The sequence below is a fragment of the Niallia sp. M35 genome, assembly GCF_050971705.1.
GTDB lineage: Bacteria > Bacillota > Bacilli > Bacillales > Cytobacillaceae > Niallia > Niallia circulans_A.
The window spans coordinates 273,481-297,166 of sequence record NZ_JBPCEP010000002.1 but is presented as its reverse complement, the minus strand read 5'-3'; the positions used below and the strand labels follow the sequence as shown (position 1 = coordinate 297,166).

Annotated in this window: 21 protein-coding genes; 9 read left to right on the top strand and 12 right to left on the bottom strand. The window is 34.4% G+C overall.

The window, feature by feature from the left end; all coding sequences use genetic code 11:
* Positions 1 to 7: 7 nt before the first annotated feature.
* The 5 genes from NiCM35_RS03490 to NiCM35_RS03470 all read right to left on the bottom strand — a co-directional run bounded on the left by NiCM35_RS03490 (position 8) and on the right by NiCM35_RS03470 (position 6,222).
* On the bottom strand, positions 8 to 1,465 hold the full coding sequence (locus NiCM35_RS03490) for a glycoside hydrolase family 32 protein (RefSeq protein ID WP_095332215.1): 1,458 nt from the start codon (positions 1,463 to 1,465) through the stop codon (positions 8 to 10).
* A gap of 14 nt (positions 1,466 to 1,479) precedes the next feature.
* The gene (locus tag NiCM35_RS03485; protein WP_095332213.1) at positions 1,480 to 3,093 is read right to left on the bottom strand and encodes an ABC transporter substrate-binding protein; all 1,614 of its coding nucleotides are present in this window, start codon (positions 3,091 to 3,093) and stop codon (positions 1,480 to 1,482) included.
* A gap of 30 nt (positions 3,094 to 3,123) precedes the next feature.
* On the bottom strand, positions 3,124 to 3,975 hold the full coding sequence (locus NiCM35_RS03480) for a carbohydrate ABC transporter permease (RefSeq protein ID WP_095332219.1): 852 nt from the start codon (positions 3,973 to 3,975) through the stop codon (positions 3,124 to 3,126).
* Between the two features lie 44 nt (positions 3,976 to 4,019).
* Positions 4,020 to 5,009: an ABC transporter permease gene (locus NiCM35_RS03475; RefSeq protein WP_433778622.1), complete on the bottom strand. Its 990-nt coding sequence runs from the start codon at positions 5,007 to 5,009 to the stop codon at positions 4,020 to 4,022.
* 241 nt (positions 5,010 to 5,250) lie between these two features.
* Positions 5,251 to 6,222 carry a LacI family DNA-binding transcriptional regulator gene (locus NiCM35_RS03470; protein WP_163186736.1) on the bottom strand — a complete coding sequence of 324 codons (972 nt, stop codon included), beginning with the start codon at positions 6,220 to 6,222 and terminating at the stop codon, positions 5,251 to 5,253.
* A 319-nt stretch (positions 6,223 to 6,541) separates the two neighbouring features.
* Here NiCM35_RS03470 and NiCM35_RS03465 point away from each other — a divergent pair, with 319 nt between their 5' ends.
* From NiCM35_RS03465 to NiCM35_RS03445, 5 genes are all read left to right on the top strand, one after another.
* Positions 6,542 to 8,002: a spore germination protein gene (locus NiCM35_RS03465; RefSeq protein ID WP_095332207.1), complete on the top strand. Its 1,461-nt coding sequence runs from the start codon at positions 6,542 to 6,544 to the stop codon at positions 8,000 to 8,002.
* 420 nt (positions 8,003 to 8,422) lie between these two features.
* On the top strand, positions 8,423 to 9,424 hold the full coding sequence (locus tag NiCM35_RS03460) for a sulfonate ABC transporter substrate-binding protein (RefSeq protein ID WP_095332205.1): 1,002 nt from the start codon (positions 8,423 to 8,425) through the stop codon (positions 9,422 to 9,424).
* Positions 9,421 to 10,203 (top strand): aliphatic sulfonate ABC transporter permease SsuC, encoded by a 783-nt coding sequence (gene ssuC / locus NiCM35_RS03455; RefSeq protein ID WP_095332203.1) that lies wholly within the window; start codon positions 9,421 to 9,423, stop codon positions 10,201 to 10,203. The genes NiCM35_RS03460 and ssuC overlap by 4 nt, the downstream gene beginning before the upstream one ends.
* A 19-nt stretch (positions 10,204 to 10,222) precedes the next feature.
* Positions 10,223 to 11,017 carry an ATP-binding cassette domain-containing protein gene (locus NiCM35_RS03450; RefSeq protein WP_095332201.1) on the top strand — a complete coding sequence of 265 codons (795 nt, stop codon included), beginning with the start codon at positions 10,223 to 10,225 and terminating at the stop codon, positions 11,015 to 11,017.
* Positions 11,018 to 11,260: 243 nt separating this feature from the next.
* Positions 11,261 to 11,920, top strand: coding sequence for a YitT family protein (locus NiCM35_RS03445; RefSeq protein ID WP_235850315.1), 660 nt, complete (start codon positions 11,261 to 11,263; stop codon positions 11,918 to 11,920).
* A gap of 29 nt (positions 11,921 to 11,949) precedes the next feature.
* Here NiCM35_RS03445 and NiCM35_RS03440 read toward each other — a convergent pair whose 3' ends face one another.
* Positions 11,950 to 13,269, bottom strand: coding sequence for an MFS transporter (locus NiCM35_RS03440; protein WP_433778619.1), 1,320 nt, complete (start codon positions 13,267 to 13,269; stop codon positions 11,950 to 11,952).
* A gap of 158 nt (positions 13,270 to 13,427) precedes the next feature.
* Here NiCM35_RS03440 and NiCM35_RS03435 point away from each other — a divergent pair, with 158 nt between their 5' ends.
* Positions 13,428 to 13,844, top strand: a complete 417-nt coding sequence (locus NiCM35_RS03435) for a hypothetical protein (protein WP_123259731.1) — start codon at positions 13,428 to 13,430, stop codon at positions 13,842 to 13,844.
* Between the two features lie 88 nt (positions 13,845 to 13,932).
* Here the strand turns inward: NiCM35_RS03435 and NiCM35_RS03430 are convergent, their stop codons facing one another.
* The 6 genes from NiCM35_RS03430 to NiCM35_RS03405 form a co-directional block, all read right to left on the bottom strand.
* Positions 13,933 to 14,208: a YqhV family protein gene (locus tag NiCM35_RS03430; RefSeq protein ID WP_095332193.1), complete on the bottom strand. Its 276-nt coding sequence runs from the start codon at positions 14,206 to 14,208 to the stop codon at positions 13,933 to 13,935.
* A 710-nt stretch (positions 14,209 to 14,918) separates the two neighbouring features.
* The gene (locus NiCM35_RS03425; RefSeq protein WP_082138277.1) at positions 14,919 to 15,035 is read right to left on the bottom strand and encodes a DUF4023 family protein; all 117 of its coding nucleotides are present in this window, start codon (positions 15,033 to 15,035) and stop codon (positions 14,919 to 14,921) included.
* Positions 15,036 to 15,130: 95 nt separating this feature from the next.
* Positions 15,131 to 16,231 (bottom strand): glycoside hydrolase family 172 protein, encoded by a 1,101-nt coding sequence (locus NiCM35_RS03420; protein ID WP_095332187.1) that lies wholly within the window; start codon positions 16,229 to 16,231, stop codon positions 15,131 to 15,133.
* Between the two features lie 18 nt (positions 16,232 to 16,249).
* On the bottom strand, positions 16,250 to 17,092 hold the full coding sequence (locus NiCM35_RS03415) for a carbohydrate ABC transporter permease (protein WP_095332185.1): 843 nt from the start codon (positions 17,090 to 17,092) through the stop codon (positions 16,250 to 16,252).
* A gap of 14 nt (positions 17,093 to 17,106) precedes the next feature.
* Positions 17,107 to 18,000, bottom strand: a complete 894-nt coding sequence (locus tag NiCM35_RS03410; RefSeq protein ID WP_204259854.1) for a carbohydrate ABC transporter permease — start codon at positions 17,998 to 18,000, stop codon at positions 17,107 to 17,109.
* Positions 18,001 to 18,075: 75 nt separating this feature from the next.
* Positions 18,076 to 19,356, bottom strand: a complete 1,281-nt coding sequence (locus tag NiCM35_RS03405) for a sugar ABC transporter substrate-binding protein (RefSeq protein ID WP_095332181.1) — start codon at positions 19,354 to 19,356, stop codon at positions 18,076 to 18,078.
* Between the two features lie 210 nt (positions 19,357 to 19,566).
* Between NiCM35_RS03405 and NiCM35_RS03400 the strand changes: the two genes are divergently transcribed.
* From NiCM35_RS03400 to NiCM35_RS03390, 3 genes are all read left to right on the top strand, one after another.
* A complete protein-coding gene (locus tag NiCM35_RS03400; RefSeq protein ID WP_433778614.1) occupies positions 19,567 to 21,399 on the top strand; it encodes a sensor histidine kinase in 1,833 nt (610 codons plus the stop codon).
* A gap of 1 nt (position 21,400) precedes the next feature.
* On the top strand, positions 21,401 to 22,990 hold the full coding sequence (locus NiCM35_RS03395) for a response regulator (RefSeq protein WP_433778612.1): 1,590 nt from the start codon (positions 21,401 to 21,403) through the stop codon (positions 22,988 to 22,990).
* Positions 22,991 to 23,124: 134 nt separating this feature from the next.
* A complete protein-coding gene (locus NiCM35_RS03390; protein ID WP_123259732.1) occupies positions 23,125 to 23,667 on the top strand; it encodes a flavodoxin family protein in 543 nt (180 codons plus the stop codon).
* The last annotated feature ends 19 nt before the right edge of the window (positions 23,668 to 23,686 follow it).

The following is a 23,686-nucleotide window of genomic DNA, read 5'->3' as shown; positions in this document are numbered from 1 at the left end:
TTATATATCAATTTTTAGAAGGAACAGATACCTTTCCATATACTAGATTCACTTCCCCATCTTTTGCAAACAAACATACCCGTTTGCTTACTTTATCAGGGAAAATTAAACTTGTTAATGCTTGCTCTCCGCCATTGATAAATAGTTCTAAGGAGGCAGAATCTACAATTATTCGTAGATCAAGTGATTGAGAATCCTCCAGATAAACTCGCTGCAATTTAGGGAAGTTATCAGAAAAATCAACTATCCCAGATTTTTCACGAGACAGACTCAGTACATTTTCGTTAACGTCAATAGTAATGGTTGTATGCTGTAAATCTGTATGTTCTATCTTTAATCCATACTTATTTGCATTTATATTCTTTAAGGATAGGATTATCTCTGTGTATTCATCATCCACTTCAAAAACAGTGCTTTCTTTGGCTGTAATGATTGTGTCTGTTCTTTCTTCTTTTCTTTCAAAATAGGTATCTAATTCTCTCACTAAATGCTGGACGAGATAATACTCTTCCTTCTCCTCTCGCAATTCTAGCACTCTAGGGAGAGTCATCTGACTTCTCCATCCTTCTGTGGGAACTTGATTAGCGTAACGCCAATTACTCATCCAGCCTAGATAAATTCGTCTTCCATCTGCTTCAGGGATATCAGAAAAGCTCACTCCAGCATAGTTGTCCTTCCCATAGTCCAGCCATTTTATTTCTTCATGTTCTGGCATAAATTCCTTTCCATCAAATGAACCAACAAAATACTGCGTGCGCGACCCTTCATCATATTGAGGATTATCGCCAATACTGACAATAAGCACCCATTTTTTATCATTTGAATTGTCTATTGGTAACTCAAATAAGTCTGGACATTCCCATACCCCTTCGTGACAACCACAATTCTCTCCAAATTCACTTTCAAACTTCCAATCTTTTAAATTTGGAGCGGAATAGAAAGAGATGGTTTGCCCTGTAGCTAAAGCCATCATCCACTTTTGGGACTCTTTATGCCAAAAAACTTTAGGGTCTCTAAAATCGGGTTTAGAAGGGTGAGCAAGTACAGGATTCCCGTCATATTTGATCCACGATCTGCCCTTATCTAAGCTATATGCCAAACTCTGTGTCTGAACAGCCTCCTTGCCATGAACTGGCTCCAAGTGATGGGTAAAAATAGCCACTAACCCTGGTTCATCGTTAAAAAAGCCTGTTGTATTATTCCAATCCACAACTATGCTGCCTGAAAAAATGGTTCCATTCTCATCAGGATGTAAAGCTATCTCTAATTCCTCCCATACGATTAAATCTTTGCTGACTGCATGCCCCCAATGCATTGGCCCCCATGTGCTGCCATGTGGATTATGCTGATAAAACAAATGATATTCTCCTTTGAAAAACACTAACCCATTCGGATCATTCATCCAATTTTTTTTAGGGGAAAAATGCAATGCTGGTCTGTATTTTTCGAGTTTAGTAATCTTCAATGTCATGCCTCCAATTAATTTACTGTTCTGTCATAGCCATCCTGCTTAATTTGCAACCAAGTGCTTAGACCTAGTCTCTCTAATTCTTTCAAGTAATCTTCCCATTCTTCTTCAATTTTTCCATTACTCATCCATTCAGCTCTTTTTCTATTCACATAAGCAAATAGATCTGTTTCAATTTTTGCCTTTTCATCTGCCTCTTCTAGTGAGAAAAACACTGGTGGATAAAAGTTCTCTGCTTTAATATGAGGAACCATATTCTTTTCTAAAATATTTAATCGCCAAGCAGCATCTTCTGGTTTTGTTGTGTACACGCCATAATACTCATCTAGTATAGCCAATGGTCCTGCGATATTTGTTTTTTCTCTTATTTCAACTGGTGCTGCGCCTTCTAGCGGAAGATGCTTTAACATACCAGCTTTCTCATCAAATTCAAAAATATTTTGCTGTTTCGTATCCCCATATGTTCCCCAGTTATCTTGAACAGATTGCAGTGGTTCATACAGTTGATCAATCCATTTTGCGGTTAACTCTAAATTCTTATTCGCACTTGTGATAACCATTCTTCCTCTATCAAGACCAAATCCATTTGTTTGCGCCACATTTTTTTCACCACTTGGTCCTTCTAATGGAGGCATTACATCATAGGTATCATTCATGCCACTAATATTTCCTTTATCCCATGTAAAGTAAAGACCGTATTTTGAATCTTTTCCTTTCGCTACATATTTATTCCAATCTTGTTCATATGCTTCTACATCAATTAAACCTAAATCATTTAGTTCATTAAAGAATTTTAACGCTTCTTTATACCCTTCTTCTGCTGCAGTAAAAATAACTTTTCCTTCATTGGAAACAACCGTATGATCCCAGTTATCTCCTAAACCAAAGGAAGCAAATAAGAAAGCTGGGTCCTCTCCTCCTTGATTCACAATAAAAGATAATGGTATTTCATCTGCTTCTCCATTACCATTTGGATCTTGTGTTTTAAACGCAAGAAGTACCTCTTTCAGTTCTTCAGTTGTTGTTGGCATTTCCAGCCCTAAATTATTGAGCCATTCTACATTTATCCAAGGAAGGCAATCAACTACTTGAATGCGGCTCTTTCCACTGCCAAGCTCTTCAATCCAAGGAAAACTGTATATATGTCCATCTGGCGCTGTAATCATCGATTTATATTCTGGAGCTTCTTCCAGCACCTTTTTAAAATTAGGCATATACTGATCAATTAAATCTTCAACTGGTATGATGGTTCCATCCTTTGCATATTTCAATAAATCATAATCACTGAAAGCAGCATCTAAAATGGCATCTGGCAGCTCCCCACTTGCCAACGCTAAATTCCGCTTCTCCACAAATTGGTCTTTCGTATAGTTTTTCCAATCAATATGAACACCTGTCTGCTCCTCTAATCTTTGATAGATTAGCTTTTCATTCGGGTCGGTTGGTGCCAAAGCTGAGCTTTGTGTCATAAAACGAAGTGTTGCTTTCTCTTTCAAAGGAAATGTAACATCAGTTAATTTTAAATCTTCTGTTGAAGCACTTTTACTTGTCTTTTCACCACTGCAACCTGTTAGAACAAGACCGGCAACAATAAAAGTGGAAAGAAGCTTATTGATTTTCCCCATAAATGAACCCTCCATATGCTTTTATTTAAATTATTTTAAAGATCCTACCATAACACCTTTTTCAAAGTATTTTTGGAAGAATGGATACATAATTAGAAGTGGTAAACTTGAAATAACAATAGATGCATATTTTATTTTTTCCGCTAATTTACTCAACTCAGCCATTGCTAATTGATCATTAATCATTCCAGGCTGAACTTGATTTTGAATCAGAATGGAACGTAACACTAACTGCAATGGATGTAATTCTTGGTCCTCTAAATAAATCATTGCATCAAAGTAGGAATTCCATTGCCCAACAAAGGCATATAAAGCGATTACAAAAATAATTGGTTTAGACAAAGGCAATACTATTTTTAGAAATATTTTTAATTCAGAAGCACCATCAATTTTTGCTGCCTCAAACAGCTCTTTTGGAAGCCCTTTAAAAAAGGTTCGTGCTAGGATAATATTCCAGACACTAATTGCTCCAGGCAAAATAATCGACCAAATGGTATTAAGCATTCCTAAATCCTTTACTATTAAATAGGTAGGAATCAACCCGCCATTAAAGAACATCGTAATAAGAAAGAAAACCATGATTATATTCTTTCCTTTAAATCCATCAAGAGAAAGTGGATATGCAGCAAATATCGTAATAACAATTGTGACAATTGTAAAACCTAATGAATAGATGACTGAATTGATAAATCCTTTTATCATTAATTCATCTTGTAAAATCCGTTTATAGCCTTCCAAACTCCAATTAGATGGATTTAAGGAAAATCCTTTACTAAGCAGTACATTGGGGTCTAAAAAAGAAGCCAATAAAATATAAAGTAATGGTAATAACACGATTAAAACAAGTAGTATTAAAATTATTTTGTTACTAAAAAGAAGCATTTTATCTGTTTTGGAATGGTTCTTCAATGATTATCCCCCCTTTATTAATATAACCCTTCGCCTTCATTTAACTTCTTCACTACAAAATTCACGAATACCAATAAAACTACGTTAATAACAGAATTAAACAAACCTACTGCTGTTGAATAGGCATAATCCCCGGCCTGCAGTCCTACTTTATATACATAAGTCGGCAGAATCTCTGAAGTTGGCAGATTCATAGAGGTTTGCATTAAGTAAGCCTTTTCAAATCCAATCGCCATAATCCCACCTGCTCCTAGAATAAACAACACTGCCATGATTGGTTTTAGAGTAGGAAGATCAATATGTCTTATCCTCTGCAATAGTGTTGCTCCATCGATTGTTGCCGCATCATGTAATTGAGGATCAACATTCGCAAGTGCTGCTACATAAATAATCGATGACCAGCCTGCCGCTTGCCATATTCCTGATAAAATATAAATGGATCTAAAATATTCAGGCTCTGTCATAAAGGAAACTGGTTTATCGTTAAATACCGATAATAGTGAATTTATTGGACCTGTAGGTGACATAAAGATAAATAACATTCCTGTAATGACAACAACTGATATAAAATTTGGTGCATACAATATTAATTGGATATTTTTTTTGATAGCAGCTCGCCGTACTTGGTTTAGACTAAGTGCTAAGATAATGGGTACTGGAAAACCCAATATTAAACCATAGAAACTTAATTTAAGCGTATTCATAAAAATCTCTTTAAAATTGGGAGAAGTTAAAAAATCTTTAAAGTGTGTTAAACCTACCCAATCACTGCCGATAATTCCCTTCATTGGACTAAAATCCTTAAAAGCGATGATTGTCCCATACATTGGGATATATTTAAATACAATTGTTAAAATGATGGCTGGTACTAAAAATAAATACAAAGCATAATTCTTTTTGAAATATTGAATAAAATTTTCTTTTTTGTGCTCAGGTAAAAATTCACCTTTTACTTTATGGGAAGTCTTCTTATTAGTTGTTTTCGTTTCAGGTACTGAAACTGACATTTTATTTCGCCACCTTCTTTAGAAAAAAGTTGAATGATTTTAGTGTCAACCGCTTGACATATTTCTAAATCTCCTTTCTCCAATTATGTATATCAACCGCTTTCATATTTTTTCATGTCAACCGCTTGATATATTTGATTTTAAACGCTTTCACTCAATGTGTCAACCGCTTGACTTACTTATTTTCAAAAAAATACAATCTAATTTTTTAGATTATATTTTATCAAAGGAAACTATTAGATTAGGCCGTCTCACTCTTTAGCAATTGAACAGGTAATATAACTTCCATTCTTTCATCCTTATTTACTTCATTAATAATATCCATTAATCTTAATACAGCTGATTGCGCAATTTCCTCAATTGGTTGTTTAATTGTGGTTAATTGAGGTAACAGCCTCCTTACACTTTGCGTGCCATCATATCCTATAACTTTTAATTGATTAGGAATCTGAATTCCTAGTTCACTCGCTACTTTCAAACAAGTAGATGCGATTAAATCATCACTAGCAAAAATCCCATCCGTTTCAGGGTGTTCTATAAATATCCTTTTGATTGTTTCCGCAGTTGCTTCCTCATCAAAAACGCTATTCAATTCATAGGTAATGGGATTAGCTACTTGATCTTCATAGGCTTTTCTTCTATTTTGGGTTGGTGTTTCTAACTCACTTGGTCCATTTATATGAACAATTGCTTTGCAACCATGATTAAGTAAATGTTGAACAGCCAATTTTCCACCTTCATAGTTGTCAGAACCTATTACAGGAATTGTTGGTGATAAGTAATGGTCAATTGCGACAATAGGTAGGTTAGAATTCTTATATATTTCAATTCCACGATTATAGGAACAAACAATAATTCCATCTACTTGATGCCTAATAAGCATCTCTGCATATGAAGTTTCTTTAGCAACTTGTCCTAAACTATTACAGAGAATAACTTTAAACTCATGATTGGAGCATATATTCTCTATATATAAAGCTAATTCACTAAAAAAGGGATTATTAATTGTTGGCAAAATAAGGCCAATAAAATTGGTCCGTTTTTTAAAAAGAGAGCGTGCTATATCATTAGGATAATAATTTAAATCCTTAATGGCTTGCTCTACTTTTTCTCTTGTTTTTGCACTTATATATCCTCGATTATTCAAAACACGTGAAACCGTCGTTGGCGAAACACCTGCCAACTCCGCTACATCTTCTAATTTTACTTTCATAATTACCACCCGAAAAATCATAAATTATTTAATATATCTGTTAACCGTTTTCATACATATTATCATAAACTATTTTTTTTTGCATCTTCCACCTACCCAATATATTCCTTCTGCTCCTATAATTCTAGATTACAAGAACCCTATTTACCCTTATAGTGATAGAAGGATTTGCCATTCATTCCTTTTTATTTGGGTTTCTAATCAAGGAATATTGGCCTTTTACTTCAGAGGTATTTTTTTCCTTCTCTATGTCTATTATGAAATATAGTACATAAAAAAGAAAAATCATTCCCCAACCGTTTTTAGTATGAGGTGAGATATGGAAAATATAAGTAAGAAAAAAGTATCCAGTCATTTGGATGAGAATGTTGGATATCTAAAGGAAGAATTAGGTGTTGGACAAAACTTTGACATGATCCATTTAGATGTCGAATATGCTGGCATCCGAATGGCTATGTTTCTTGTAGACGGATTAGTAAAAGATGATATATTACATTTGCTCATGAAGTTCCTTGCCAAAGTAAAAAAAGAGGAATTAAGAAAAGATGTTTTAAAGAAATTATTGAGTACCTATATACCTTATATAGAAATCAGCACAGTTGATGATTTGAATAAGGTTGTCGATAATGTCCTCTCAGGTCCAACAGCACTCCTTATCGACGGTATTGACGAAGTCCTGCTGATTGATGCTAGAACCTATCCTGTCAGAGGACCACAAGAGCCTGATACAGAGAGAGTTGTCCGCGGTTCCCGAGATGGCTTTGTAGAAACAATTGTGTTTAATACAGCACTGACAAGAAGAAGAATCAGAGATCGGACGCTGCGAATGGAATTTATGCAAGTAGGGCGTCGTTCCAAAACGGATATTGTTATTTGTTATATTGGTGACATTGCAGATCCAGATATGGTCGAGCAATTAAAGAAAGCGATGTCCCATATTGATACTGATGGATTACCGATGGCGGAAAAAACAATTGAGGAATTTATTTCAGGAAACAACTGGAACCCTTTCCCAAAAGTACGTTATACAGAACGGCCTGATACAACGGCCATCCATCTTTTTGAAGGACATGTATGTATTTTTGTAGATGGCTCACCGTCTGCCATGATCACACCTGTTACTTTCTGGCATCATTTGCAGCATGCTGAAGAATATCGGAACAATCCGCTTGTAGGTGCCTATTTACGCTTTGTTCGTTACCTAGGTGTGTTTGCTTCCCTTTTCTTATTACCTTTGTGGTATTTAGTGAGTATAGAACCAAGCCTATTGCCTGGATCTTTATCGTTTTTGGGACCGAATGAATTAGGGCAGGTTCCCTTAATTGTTCAGTTTCTTTTAATAGAAGTTGGACTGGATATGCTGCGTATGGCCGCCATTCATACACCTACATCGCTTGCCACTGCATTAGGGCTTGTGGCTGCCTTAATGATTGGACAAGTCGCAGTAGAGGTGGGGCTGTTTTCAAACGAAGTTATTTTGTATTTCTCTATTGCTGCGATCGGAACTTTTGCAACACCTAGTTATGAGCTTGGTTTAGCAAACAGACTTGTCCGGATTGTGCTGTTAATTTCTACCGCTATCTTTAAAGTTCCTGGATATATCGTTGGCGTAGCTCTGTTTATTATCTTCCTTGCAAACATGAAATCATTTGGAGTTCCCTATCTATGGCCTTTCATTCCATTCAATTACCGTGCAATGAGAGATATTCTTGTTAGAACACCAATTCCTTTAAAGAATCGCCGTCCCCGTATTTTAAATCCCAATGATCCTGATCGATAATTATCGTCCCAGCAATTTCTGCATCTGTAAGGTCTTACAGCCTTAGGTAATCTAAGGCTGTTTTCTATATGCTAAAATGCCTTTATCCGAGGCCCCCTATAAATGGTTAACTACTCCCTTCCCTTCATTCCAAATTCCCTATCTGGTAAGACAAAAAAGAAATGACTTCTAAAAAAACTAAACAGGTACCTAATAATTTTCTTTGCATAGTTTATAAAGAACTTAAAATCCAGACAGTATAAGCGGAAATGCTATGTTAAAAATAGGTTGGTTTGATGATGAAACAGTCAACTTTACAGAAAGAAAATATATGTACGTTAATGTCTAACTATTGATTGATGGCAGAGAATATCATCTTCTACAAGCTTCCTTAACATAGCTGACAAATAAAATAAAAGTATGAGGAGATGATGCTTCTATATGAAAAAAAGAATAAGAAAGAAAACAGTCGCTTTAATCTTAGGATGTATGCTGCTTTTATCTACCATTTTTCTTTCTGCTTGTTCATTACCAAATCCGCCAGGTGAGAATAGCAGCCATGATGAGGTATTCCGTATTGGTTATCAAAAAAATGGACCACTCCTTATTTTGAAGGAGCTAGGTACATTAGAAGATCGTTTAGAACCACTTGGATATAAAGTAGAATGGTATGAATTTCAAGCAGGCCCGGCTTTACTTGAAGCATTAAATGCCGGAAGTATAGATTTTGGTCGGTCAGGTGATTCTCCTCCAATCTTTGCTCAAGCATCTAATTCTGCCTTACAGTATGTTGCGGCAGGAAAATCAAAGTTTGAAGGCTCTGGCATTTTAGTGAAAAATGATTCTTCCATCAAGACATTAGAAGACCTGAAAGGGAAAAAAATCGGTTTTGCCAAGGGAAGTAGTTCCCATTATTTATTAGTAAAAGCATTAGAAAAAGCTGGTTTAAGCTATAGTGACATAGAACCTGCTTACTTATCGCCTGGAGACGCAAGAATTGCTTTTGAAAAAAAGGAAATTGACGCATGGGTTGTGTGGGATCCTTTTACCGCAAATACACAGTTACAAGCTGATGCAACACTATTAGTAAATGGAAAAGGTCTAACTAGTGACCGCGATTTCTTTCTAGCTTCCTCTGACTTTCTTCAAGAAAACGAGGATATTATTAAAGTAGTGATGGAAGAGATACAAAAATCATGTCAGTGGGCAAATGAGCATCCAGAAGATTTAACAAAAATGCTTTCCTCTATTTTGGGTATTGATGAAGCCTCTATGAGAATGGCTGTGGAAAGAAGAGTTTATGGAGTAGAAGAAATAAGTGATTCAATTATAAAAGAACAGCAAGAAATTGCAGATACCTTTTATAATCTCCAACTTATACCAAAGAAAGTAAAGGTGAATGAGAACGTTTATACAATTGATTTAAAGGATGAGGAAAAGTGAAGAAAACATCTCTCTACTTCATAAAAAAAATATTGCCATGGGGCATTCCTATTTTATTGCTTATCGGCTGGCAATGGATTATTAAGGCAGGGATTATTTCATCACGAATACTTCCCGCTCCATCGGATGTCTATCTGGCTGCCATAAATCTCTTTCAAACGGGAGAGTTAACTCATCATGTATGGATTAGTTTATGGAGAGCGTCTATTGGATTTCTGATCGGTGGTACGATTGGATTTGTATTAGGTTTATTAAACGGCTTATTCCGATTTACAGAGCTATTACTTGACACCTCTATTCAAATGTTACGAAATATTCCCCATTTAGCTCTAATACCATTAGTCATTCTTTGGTTTGGGATTGGAGAAGAAGCAAAAGTATTTCTTGTAGCTTTAGGGGTTTTATTCCCCGTCTACCTTAATACCTATCATGGTATTAAATCCGTTGATAAAGGATTAATCGAAATGGGAAAAATGTATGGGCTAAATGGCTTTTCACTTTTCCTAAACGTTATATTTCCAGGCGCTCTTTCTTCCATACTTGTAGGTTTACGATTTTCATTAGGAATTATGTGGATTACTTTAATTGTCGCAGAAACAATATCCTCTACTTCTGGGATTGGTTATATGGCAATGAATGCAAGAGAATTTATGAGGATGGATGTAATTGTATTAAGTATTCTCCTGTATGCATTACTTGGAAAACTTTCCGATGTAATCGCTCGTTTTATGGAAACACGATGGCTTAAATGGCATCCTAGCTACCAAAAACATTCCTAAAGTAAAGGAGGATTGGAAGATGAGTAAAGAAAAAATATATCTAGAAATTAAAAATCTCGAAAAAAGCTACAATGAAACCAAAGTCTTAAAATCTCTAAATCTTAAAATAAATCAAGGCGAATTCCTTGCAATTGTCGGGAAAAGCGGCTGTGGAAAAAGTACATTACTTCGCTTACTGTCAGGGTTAGAAAAACCAACTAAAGGTGAAATACTCATTGACGGAAAACCTTTAAATAGTTTAAATAGGGAAGCATGCATGATGTTCCAAGATGGACGCTTGCTTCCATGGAAATGCGTATTAGATAATGTGAAATTAGGAGTAAAAGGAATTCGCCGAGAGGAAGCTATTCAGGTTTTGCGTGATGTTGGATTAGAAGATAAGAAAGATGAATGGCCAGCAAATCTTTCTGGCGGACAGAAGCAGCGCGTAGCATTAGCTCGGTCTCTTATGCATAAACCAAGGTTGCTGTTACTTGATGAACCCCTTGGAGCATTAGATGCTCTTACCCGTCTTGAAATGCAATCTATGATTGAAAATATTCAAATGACCCACGGATTTACCTCTTTATTAGTAACACATGATGTCGAAGAGGCTGTAGCACTTGCTGATCGAGTCATCGTTCTTCAGGATGGCATTATTGCTCAAGATATACCAATTACTCTAGAAAAGTCACGCCAGCGAAATCATGCTGCTTTTTCCTCTTTAGTAAACGATATATTAAAAAAAATCCTCCATCCAACCGACGAAAAGTCCCATCGAATGATTGAGGAGGAACGAAACTTAGCATTAAAAACGATTCCAAAGCTAAATTAATAAGTGTTATTGGAGGAGACTAACTTTTTTTGTCTGGTCTTCTTCTTTCTTTTTAGCATGGCAACAGAATAAACCTAATACTCCTTTTTAAACAAGATACCCCCATCAACTGACCATCAGTTAAAGCGAACAGTCTCTTGGAAGAAAAACTCCCCATTCCTCTAATAAAAGTCATTCCTTTTCATGGTTCTGCATACACTTGTTATTATAGTGGACATGCATACTAAATGAGGGATGATTTTTTTGAGAAAAAAAAAGCCGGTAACTTATTCACCTTATCGATTTAGAAGAATATGTAGACAATACTCCTTCATTTTGCTTGGAGCGATTATACAAGGATGTGCAATGGGTATATTCCTTTTTCCAAATTCTATCCCTTCTGGAGGAGCTGGCGGTTTAACTGTTCTCTTTCATTATTTTTTCAACATTCCCCTAAGTATTATTCTTTGGATAATCAATTCTTCTATGCTCCTTTTTGCCCTCCATTTCTTAGGCGGCAGCAGTGCAGTTGGAACATTATTTGGAATTACGATCACTTCAATAGCCGTTAATCTTTCCCAAGCCTATTTCAGTACACCCTTTTCCAATGTGTGGATAGATATGCTTATGGGATCCTTGGTACTCGGTACGGGAATTGGCATACTTTTAAGGCAAGGTGTATCGAATGGCGGAATCGGAGTTATTGCTTTAATCATCTCCAAATATAGAAATATTAATCCAGGTAGACCATTATTTTGGATAAATGGGGTAATATTTGTTATCACTGCTTATATTATCGATTGGCAAATTGTGATACAAGCCCTCATCTGTCAATGGTTATCCACACAGATTGTTGCCTATCTCTATAATTTAAGAATCCGACTACCTATACCTGGCCCTGCCTTTGCCTGGCGGAAAAAATAAGGATGTCGGGATAATCCCCAACATCCTTATTATCTTCCTTCAATAGGCTCTAAAAAAGGAATAACTTCTTTTGCATCCGCTTCTTTTTTGTCTTTCTTCCCTTTTTCTCCCTGCGATTGTTTTTTATCCTCTACTTTAATTAATAACAAAGCTAGAAGACCAACGAGACAAGTAAATCCAGCTATTGATAAAAACATACCTATCCGAGACCAATCCATCAACCTTCCGAAAATTGGCGGTCCGATTGCAACTCCCAAGAACCGCACAGAACCATATAAGGAGGTAACGAATCCCCTTCTTTCTTGGCCAACAGCACCTGTAATAAAACTATTAATACATGGCAAAATTAAACCAGTTCCAACACTGCTGACTGCAAGGACTGCTATAAAAGGAACAAGACTCTTAAATAAACTTAAGGTCGCATAAGATGCAGTGACAAAAATAAAACCAAGAACGATTAACTTTTTCATTAATTTTTGATTTTTTCCTATTTTACTTCCTGTAATATAGGATGTTGTACACATTATTAATAAGGGAATTGCTAATATTAACCCCTTGATAATTCCATCAATTTTATGCGTATTCTCTAAAGTATCTGATAAATAGAAAAGAATACCGAAGAGAGTAAATAAACAGGTTGCCCCTGCTAAGTATGCCGTAAATAACCATTTTCCTTCATGTTTAAAAACACTTACTAACCCTTTTATATATTTGCTTGGAGATGGAGGCTTTTTACTATGTTCTTTCTCTCTAATGAAAATCCATGACAAGATAATAGAAATTAATACAACCATTGGAAAAGCAAAAAATACGCCATACCAAACAATTAAGGCAATGGCAGAACCAAGTATAGGAGAAAGTACTTTCCCAAATCCATTGGATGCTTCCACAAGTCCCAAAATCCTACTTTCTTTCGCTCCTTTATATAAATCGGCCGTTAATGCCATTGCTATCGGCGCTGTTCCAGCAGCACCTATCCCTTGTAAAGACCGTCCTACTAAAATCCATGTATAAGCATGAGAAAATTTCGCTGCAGCAAATCCAGCTAATATTCCTCCAACTCCATATAAAAACAAAGCAGGAATAATAACAGATTTTCGTGTAAAGCGGTCCGATAAATAACCTAAAATGGGAATAAAAAAAGCGGCAACTACAGAAAAAACTGTTATCGTCATACTAGCTTGAAAAGCAGAAAGATTAATTTCCGTTTGCATTTTTGGCAGTATTGGTATTAACATGGAATTTCCTAGTGTCATAATGAGCGGGATAGAACCAATCGCTACTGCAGTCATTTTTGTATTTTTTTTCTCCACAAACAATACCTCCGTTACTATACATCCGTATTCCATTAAATTTTATGATTTTTAGGGATCTTTAGTTAGATTATCCGTACATGGAAAAGTTATTCCGTCTTACAAAATATGTTTATTTCTAGAATACAAACACTTGACGAGGGAGAAAATACATTAGCTAAGTGTTATAAAACTTGAACAACGGAGGAAAAAAATTGAAATTATTTATCGAATACATCTTGGATGAAATAGAACAAATTGGATTAAAAAAAGGATTTCGCACTTCTCTTTCCTCTAGTAAGAATGAAGAGAATTATCTTAGAGGCACATTACAGTATTTTGATAAAGACTTTTTTATTCACTTTGTCCTATTTTTCAGTTATCCGGAAAAAAAACCAAATTTAACTTATACCTTTTGGATATTAAATCACCATGGAAATGAACAGCTATTAAAAAATGTTAACGGCAAAGAAAGCGAAGAGGATGGGGCTGAGAACAAAAAGAAAAAGATAGATTTAATTAAAGAGCATTGCCTGAGTGAAATAAATGTCAATATTTCTAAAGGCGAGGAAATCCAAAAATTATTTAGGAAAATCGAAAATGTTCTTTCGAAGGAAGTTATTATGTCCTAATGTTTTTTTGCGATATTCTTCCAAAACAAAAGCAAAATAAATTGCCTTTTGACCACCTGACAAGGAGAAAAAAGGCAATTTATATTCATTATTCGCTTTTCACCCCATATATAATCAGCCCAACTCCTAATAAAATCCACATCATTTTAACAAAGGATATTTTATCTGTTAAACCCCATAAGCCAATAAAGGTAGTTGCTATAAGTACAAGAGGACCAACTATTGCTAATGAGCTATTGATTATAAGTGCTTTTTCTATTTCATTTGCCTTCAGCATCAAAAGTGCTGCAGTAATTTCTATGCTTCCTGATAATAATCTTAGGATAACCATTCCGAGAACTGCTTTTTCAATGAACGATAACATATACTCCTCCCACCAATAGCAAAATTTACTACCATTATATGCAGTGGGATGTTTAATAGGACATGTTTTTGAAGCTCGGAATAGAAACTTGATTACGAACGGAATAGTAAAAGCCAACAAATCTATTGTTTAAAAGAACGCTGTCTTTTTTTATCTAGCTCCCTTATACATGAATTACAATAACCTAACTCCCCATCAAATTTATACCACTGTTTACACTTCAGACACTTCTTATGTAAAATTTCATTAATCATCAAATCATATCCGTAATATGTCATGACTTTTTCAATTTTCATTCCATCTCTTCCTTTCTCCTCTATATCCTTTGTTAAAGTATGCAAATTGCTATCAATTCGTGATAGCAATAAGGATTTTTTTGAAAAAGAAAGAGAATAGTACCCTAAAAAACTGCAACCTAAATAAAGATGCAGTCAGAAAATCGACAAACTCCTAATTCAGTAATTAGGAGTTTGTCTTAGTTTATACATATACATTCTTTTAAATAAGAATTGATTTCCGTTGCAGGGGTTCGCTTTCCGTGGGGCTCGCGCTGAGCCGCTTCGACCTAAAGGCCTGCAGGGTCTCAGACTGTCTCGCAGATCCCACAGGAGTCTCACCCCTTCCACTCCAATCAATGCATAATAATTCCATTTGCATTTCCTAAATTCCTTTTGTCAACAAGATGAGGTGCAGTTCTTTAGCATGTATTTTTAGTGCTGCTTATTTGGTAATTTAGCCTCTGGATGTCCTTTACCATGCTTTTTATTTTTTTCCTGTTTCTTTTGATCATCCTTAAGTTTTTCCACGAATTTACCTGTGTCTTCCATTATTAACCCTCCTAAAAGTTGTTCTTGTTATTTTAACCGTTTAGAGGATTTACATTCTTGGAGAGCAAATTAATTCTAATTTAGGGATGATATATTTATCGTGGCCATCGTTCTTCTCTTAAAGGGAAAACAGGGAATGGCTTATGGGGCAATGTCTGATACCAATAAGCAACAGTAGAAACATCATCCTGTCTCTCAAACAATCCACGATGGCTAACACCAATTTGTTGTACTGTTATCTTAATTTCCTCTTCAAAGCGAATAGGATCCATAATATGCCAGCGATAAAATCCACGCATTGGCGGTACATCATCATTATGGTAAGGATTAACAACGGTATTATCCTGTTTCGCATAAAACGGAAAGCCTAAAAAAGGTGTAGAATAAGTTGTTTCATCCATTTTGCCATGCTCATCGTATGTTGCAAAACTCCAAGCACCACCAAAATAATCCTCTGTTCCAGTTCCGCAAATAGTCGGGTAATCCTTGTCTCCATCTAGAAAAACCTTTACCTCCCCTTCTCCCCACCAATATCTTTCTAATGTAGATAATGCCATATACGTACCAACATACTGCCCTTTTCCTTTCACACCATCTAAAATAATATAATCCTGTCCTTTTTCAGTAATACTCTGTCTTCTCCATTGGGCATGAAAATAAGCTATTTCTTTTGGCAAAGTATCATATAAGCAATAGTCTACTTGATAAAAAAAGGCAGGAATTGCTTCTTCGCATTGATTTTCGATCGTAATGCGTGCTTTTTTATGAAAAGGCATAGAAAAATAACTATTCATTCCTCTATTTGGATTAACAGCTATAGGCATGGAATTCACTAAACACCCTTGCCCAAATCCACAGCAAAAGAAATCTCCCAATGGACTTTCAACTGATGGATTCTCTTCATCATCCCAATACATTCTAATAATAATATCTCTTAATACAAACGGATTTTTATCATTTATCTTTGCAGGAACCGTTATCCAAATATGTTCAATTACACCCGGTCCATCTATTTCAGCTAATACTTTTACTTCGCCTGATTTAATGTCTCTTAAGCACGGAGCCCCTTTTCGCGAAGGCCCAAGATTACTTGCTGCCTTCCCTCCACCTCCTTTTTCACCTGTAGGATTTTCCGCATTAATTGCTCTTGTTCTTCCATTATTTAAAATAGGTAAGGTAGATAGTCCATTAAACATCGTATCACTCCAATTTTTTTATTGTTTAACTCCTCCAGCAATAATTCCTTCCATAATGTTCTTTTCAAAAATCATCACAAATAAAATAATAGGTAAAGTAATGAACCAGCCCATAGAACTTATTAAATCCCATGGAACTTCAAAATTACTTGTTCTTGGAATCGTTGTAATCCCCACACTTAATACTTTAATTTTGTAAGAAAAAAATAAAGGGGTAAAAAACTCATTTAAACATTGGATAAAGTTAATAATACTAACAGTAGCTATAGCTGGCTTCATCAGCGGAAAATATACTTTGAATAATACTTGTAAAAAATTTGCTCCATCTACTTGAGCAGCTTCTTCCAAAGACGGAGGAATTTGTTTCACGAAATTATATAGAATTAGAACAGAGAACGGGAGCAAGGAACTCGTATATAAAATGGTTAACCCTAAATAGGTATCGACCAATTGTACCGACTTCATAAAATCGTATAGCGGTCGCGCAGTTATAACTGGTGGGATTAGTGCTGAAAACAGCAGCAATTTATATCCCCAGCTAACCCCTCTTGAATAATCATATCTGGCAAATCCATATGCAGCTGCCGTACCAAATATAATAGAAGCAACTAAAGATAAACCAGTAATCAACAATGTATTAATCGCCATTTCCCCAATTCCCAATTGAATAAATAAATCTTGATAGTTTTGAAAAGTAATGGTCTTAGGAAAGTAATCAATAGGAGTTTGGAATAGAGAACCCTTTGGCGTTATAGATGAAATAAAAATCCAGTAAAGAGGCAGCAAGATAATAATTGCTACAACAAAGGTCAATCCCCATCTAAGAAAAAAATAAAAACTCTTCGTCGACCTTATATTCATTCTTTACATACCTCCTAATAGTCATTTTTCTTGATCCCTAATAAACTTATACTGCTGATAATAATCATCATCAAAAATAAAAGTACTGCTATAGCAGAGGCATAACCAATATTTAAGTTCGTGAAAGCTTCTACTGCAATTCTATATGCTAGTAAACTCGTCGAATCACCAGGTCCTCCAGTAGTCATGGCATAGACAATATCATAGCTAACAATTCGCCACATGGTGAAAAAGATACATAATGTCAACAAATTCTTCATTATTAGGGGAATCGTAATAGAGAAAAATGTTCTAACCACATTTGAACCATCCATTTTAGCCGATTCATAAATCTCTTCTGGGATAAACTGAAGTCCCGCCAAAACGAGAATCGCAAAGAAAGGAACATCTTTCCATAAGTCCACCAAAATGACCGCAATTCTTGTAGATTCTGGGTGAATTAACCAATCGAAGTGAAATGTAGTAAAGATTCTTCGTATTAAATCATTCACTAAACCATAGCTATCATTAAATGCCCATCTTGCTGCTAACCCTGTTACAACCATAGGCATCGCCCATGGTATTAAAACAATTGTTCGTAAAAACTTCCTTCCTTTAAACTTCTGATTTAATAAAACGGCTAAGAATATACCTAAGATTACATGAAAGATCATGGATATGATGGTAAAAATCAATGTGAATTCTAATGAAGTAATAATCTTATCATCTTTAAAAATAGCAAAAAAGTTTTGAAATCCTATAAATGTTGCAACTCCGCCTTTAAACATATTAATTTCAAACATACTATTAATAAAGGTAACTATAATGGGATAAATAATCGTAAATCCTCTAATAATTAATACTGGTAGTATCAAAATCCAAGCAATAACTAACTTGTTTTGAAAGGATTTATTAAGAACAGTCTTCATTTTATAGCCCCTTTCCATAAAGAGGACCAAAATTCTATATAAATTTGATCCTCTTCATTTGTTTCAAGATTGTACTTACTTGGCTAAACGAGCAATTTCCTTTTGAGCTTGTTCTACTGCCTCATCTAAACTTATTTCATCAGAAATAAACTTTTGGAATATCGCTCCAATTCCATTAACAAACTCCATAGCCTGAGGAACTAAAGGTCTACCTCTCAACGTACTATTGCTGATATATTCTTTGACACTCTCTAATCCTTTGGCAGTAAAATTAGGATCATTAATTACATCGAGACGTGCTGGAAGTCTCCCAGACATTTCGCTATATGCTAATTGTCCATCAGGGCTAGCAATATATTGCAGTACTTTTTTTGATGCAGCTTTCTTCTCAGAAGATTTATTTAATACATAATGCCAGGAAGCAATAAAGGCATCGTTTGTCTCAAAAGTTGGCATTGGCTCTATATTTAATTGTTCAGGACTAAATTTCCCAGCTTCTTCAAATGTAGGAATTGCACCTGTATACATAAATAGCATTCCATATTTCCCATCAATAAATTTTTGATTCATAGGGTCATAGATATCAGCAAGCTGGGATATCGGGGTTACCTTTTCTTTGTGTGCTAAATCATACATAAACTGCAATGCTTCTTTTGTTTTTGGATTGGTCCAATCAAAATAATCGCCGCCAAAAAGATTAACAAAAGTACCAATTTCATTAAAAACATAACTTTTTTCCCATGAGCCTCCATAACCATATACACCATCTTTTGTTGCCGCTTTTGCGTATTCAAGAAATTCTTCTTTTGATTTTGGAGCCTCCATGCCTGTTTTTTTCAATAATTCATTATTCACCCAAAATGCTAAGATTTCTAAGTAGCTAGGCACGGAAAAGATGCTCCCATTATAAGTCGGTATATCCTTTATATATTGCTCAGAAAAATTCTTTACGATCTCAGGAGTCATAACCTCTTTCTCTAAGGGCTCTAGATAGTCTGCTCTCGAAAAGGCTGTAATTAATTCATCATTAACATGCATTAAATCAATTGTATTATCACCTGAAGAAAGAATAGTCGTCATTTTGGCTACCATATCATCTGGGTTGGTAGGTGTAACAATAATATTTAACTTTACTCCAGTAGCCTCTTCTATTTTCTTCTGATAAACAGACCATCCTGCCTTTGTTGAATCATTTGTCATTAAAGTAATAGTCTCTCCTTCAGCCTTCCCTTCGCCTCCGGAAGCTTGATCAGCATTAGAACTTGTGTTATTTACTCCGACACAGCCAGTTAGGAAAATTGCTGTTACAATCATTAAGCATAAAACAATACTGTACCACTTTCTTGATTTCTGCATTCCCTTAACCTCCCTTTTTATAAAACGCTTTCACATATTCGAACTCATTATATAAAAGAAAAAAAAACACTTAAATATAAATTCTCATCTAAAAAATATAATATTTGTTGATTGATTATATTTTTTAAATCTATTGCTTTAATAAACTTTTCTAGATAAACTTATGGATAAAAAGTAAGCGGTTTCTGAATGGAGGGGGAGAAATATTGTATGCGTCTATACTTCTATTTAAAGAAACTTTTTCAAAGATACTTTACTAGTTTTCAAAAGAAGATTTTATGGAGTTTTCTTCTTACTTCCATTATCCCATTAATCTCTTTAAGCGTTCTCTCTTATTTTCTGTCTTACAATATTGCAAAAAATAAAATATTTGATTCCATCTCTTATTCAAGTAATCAATTAAATGTGATTCTTTCTAATCGTTTTGAGCAGATGAAAAATGCTTCCAGTTTAATTCAGAATTATTTATACCCGTTAGTAATTCAACCACCACAAAAGTTATCGGACCAATTAGAATCATATAGTACGGTTAGGAATAATATTATTTACTTAAAAGAAGCTTACTTGTTGGATAATATCACCATTTATATAAACCCACAATTTCTTTTCAGTGATGAAGGAATTACCTTCTTTCCTACAAGTGAGTTACATAAACGTGGAATAAACGAGCAGCAACTATCTATTAATACGAACAAGCTAGAATGGATTCTATCTGAGAATATTAATGAGCCCTTTGTGGTAAACCAGTCTTATCAAAAGAAAAGGTATTTAACTTGTTTTATCACCTATCAAAAGAAAGACACAAAAACAATAGATTATGCCATTTTTCTTGATTTAGATGCACAGGAAGTAAATCAATTACTTGATGAAAGTTCTACTGACTCTTCTATTAATAGCTATTTAATTGATCAAAACGGGATTATTTTAGCACATAATAATAGCAAGCTAATCGGCCAGCAAATGAAAAAAAAGATATTTAACAAAATAGCTACGAATGAAGAGCCATTTAAAATCAAGAATAACCAGTATATTTTTAAACGTAACGAAATAACTGGCTGGTATATTGTTACAGAAGTTCCAACAAGCTATATTGTTAAAAATACTATAGTCCTTATAAGTATCTTAATTTCAGCGGTCATACTAGTTATCATCATTAGCATTGTCAGCAGTTTATTCATCTCCAAGGAATTAAGTAAAAAAATAAGAACAATAGCTAAAACGATTAAATCAATCTCTCTTGATAACAATAATCTTATTTCTGTTAAGTTGCCTATAGATAAAGAAAAGGAATTTAAAGATGAATTTGATTCATTAGCAATAACATTTAACAATATGACAGAATCGATAAATACCAATTTTAATGCTATTTTAAATTTCAAAATACAAGAAGAAAAAATGAAATATCAGTTAGAGCAATCTAAAATAAACCCTCACTTTCTATATAACATGCTTGATTCTATTAAAACTTGTCAGACCCTTGGTCGAATAGATGATGCAAATAAAATGATATCCCAATTGGCGCATTTCTACCGGATGATTTTAAAGAAAGGCGATGAACTTATCCTAATAAAGGATGAACTAGAAATTGCTCAAGTTTATCTCCAGTTAGAAAAATTAAACAAAAGCATGGAATTTCATTGGAAGATAGAGAAAGAGGAAGGAATTGAAAATTTTCTTATTCCAAAATTTGTTCTGCAGCCTATTTTGGAAAATTGTATCCACCATGGAATTAATAATGTTAACACACCATTATTCATTCAAATTTCTATTACCTATAAAAATGATGCTATTCAATTTACGATCCAAGATAATGGGCGAGGAATTACGGATGAAAAAATAGAAACACTATGTCAGGTTCTAAACAATAACGCTTTTCGTACAAATCATTTTGGTCTAAGCAATGTAAATTATCGATTATCTTTATATTCATCCGAAAAGCCGACAATACAAATAAGTAGATTACATCCACAGGGTACTCTAGTTTCCTTCACTATCCACCAAATGATATCGGAAGAATTATTTTTTGAAGAATTAGGAGGATAAAATGAAAAAAATTATAATGATTGACGACAACACCGTTTGTTTAGAAGGTATTTATAAAAACATAAAGTGGGAAGACATTGGAGCGACCGTTTGTGGGATATATGCTAGTGGGATAGAAGCACTGAAAGAAATAGAAAAAACCCAGCCAGATTTAGTTATTTCCGATATTCAAATGCCAGAAATAACTGGAATCGAATTGGCAAAATCTATATTAACAAGATTTCCTTTTATAAAAATTATATTTATCAGTTCCTATGATGATTTTGTTTATGCACAGGAAGCAATTAGACTTAATATTTGTGACTATGTCGAAAAGCCAATTGACTATGATTATCTCACTACTGTCATTCAAAAAGTACTACGGAATATTCAACAAGAAACAGAAACGATGGAACAGTTAAAACATAGTCAACCAATATTGAAAGAGAAATTCTTTTTAAACCTTATTAATGCTGGTCCAACTTATGCAGAATACATGCTTCAAAATCAAGCTAGTTACCTAAATTTGCAATTTACAAAGAAGCGATACATTTGTATTTATTTAGAGATAAGTAAACATATAGACTACATGAACAGCCTCGGAGTAGAGCGATATCATCTCTATACTTTTCAACTGATTCATGCTGTAGAAGACTACTTCGCCTCTGAAGATGTCTATACTATAAATCAAGGGGGACGAATCATTTTTATTATTGGTCAAAAGCAATATCCCCATAAATTAAGTACCCATGTTATGAAAGCTTTCGAGACGATAAAGAAACAGTTTGATTTTTTGACGATTACAATAGGAATCGGTCATACGGTACAATCTATCTGGGAAATTTCGAATTCCTATCGAAATGCAAAAAAAGCAACAGAATATAAATTTATTTTTGGAGACAATAATATATATTCGACGGAAGAAATACATCAAGCTGCTTCTCCTCCTCTTTTTCTATCAAGACAGGATGAAGAATTACTAATTAATTTAATCTCCAAAAAAGACAAACAGGGAATTAAAGAATTTCTAGCCTATATAGAAAACAACTGGTCTAGTGTATATTATAATAAAAATGGCATTCTTTCATACATTGCATCCATTCTGTCAAAAATTTTGCGTTTTCTTTACGAAGTTGAAATTAAAGATACGGAAATTGTGGAGAAAATAACGCATACCTTTTCTATCTTGGATACATTTAACACGGTAGAAGAAGTTTGTGAAAATCTAGAAAAAATTTGTCTTCTTACTAGCGAGAAAATTCAACAATCTATTCATTCTAAACATAGCCAGATTGCTGAACAGATCATACAATATATCGAGAATCATTATAATGATTTAACGCTGAACTTAAATACGATCAGTAATCATATTAATATGAGTCCATCCTATGTTGGATCTATTTTTAAGAAAATTAAAAATACCAGTATATCTAAATATATTACATTTCTAAGAATAAATAAGGCAAAAGAACTCTTGTCTTTTACAAGTATACCAATTATGGAGATCAGTGAAAAAGTAGGTTATTCCAATCAATATTATTTTAGTGCATCCTTTAAAAAAGTAACCGGACTAACACCAACTGAATATCGTACTCATTCCACTACCGTTTAAATATAGTTGTACTCTGTTTGATCGCTTCATTCTACTATCAATTTTCTCGATGACACCTATCTAAATATTCATCTTTATTATTCGTCCCATCCAATATATGATTAATATAAATGAATAGGAAAGGGTGTAAATCCATGAAAAAAATTGCTGTTATTGATGGAGGAACTCGTCCCAATGGGAATACAGCTCTCCTGACTGAGAAAGTAATCGAAGGTATTCCGGTAGATACTATTCTGCTTAGAGAGTATACTATCCTTCCTATAATGGACATGCGCCACACTTTAGAAGGATTTCAAGAAAGAGAGGATGACTACAATTCAATAGTAGATCGCATACTTCCTCATGATATATTAATCTTCTCTACTCCTATATATTGGTACAGCATGTCTGGTTTAATGAAAAATTTTATTGATCGCTGGTCTCACTCACTCAGAGATTCAAGCTATCCTGATTTCAAAGCGAAGATGGCGAGAAAAAAAGCTTATGTTCTGTCTGTTGGTGGAGATAATCCCACTATAAAAGGGATACCAATGATCCAGCAATTTCAACATATTTTTGATTTTATGGGGATTGAGTTTGGAGGGTATATTTTAGGAAATGGCAATAAACCTGGCGATATTTTGAAGGATAAAAATGCCATTTTTGCGGCTGCTCAGTTAAAAAAGGAATTATTATAAGAACGAAAGCATCTTTGCT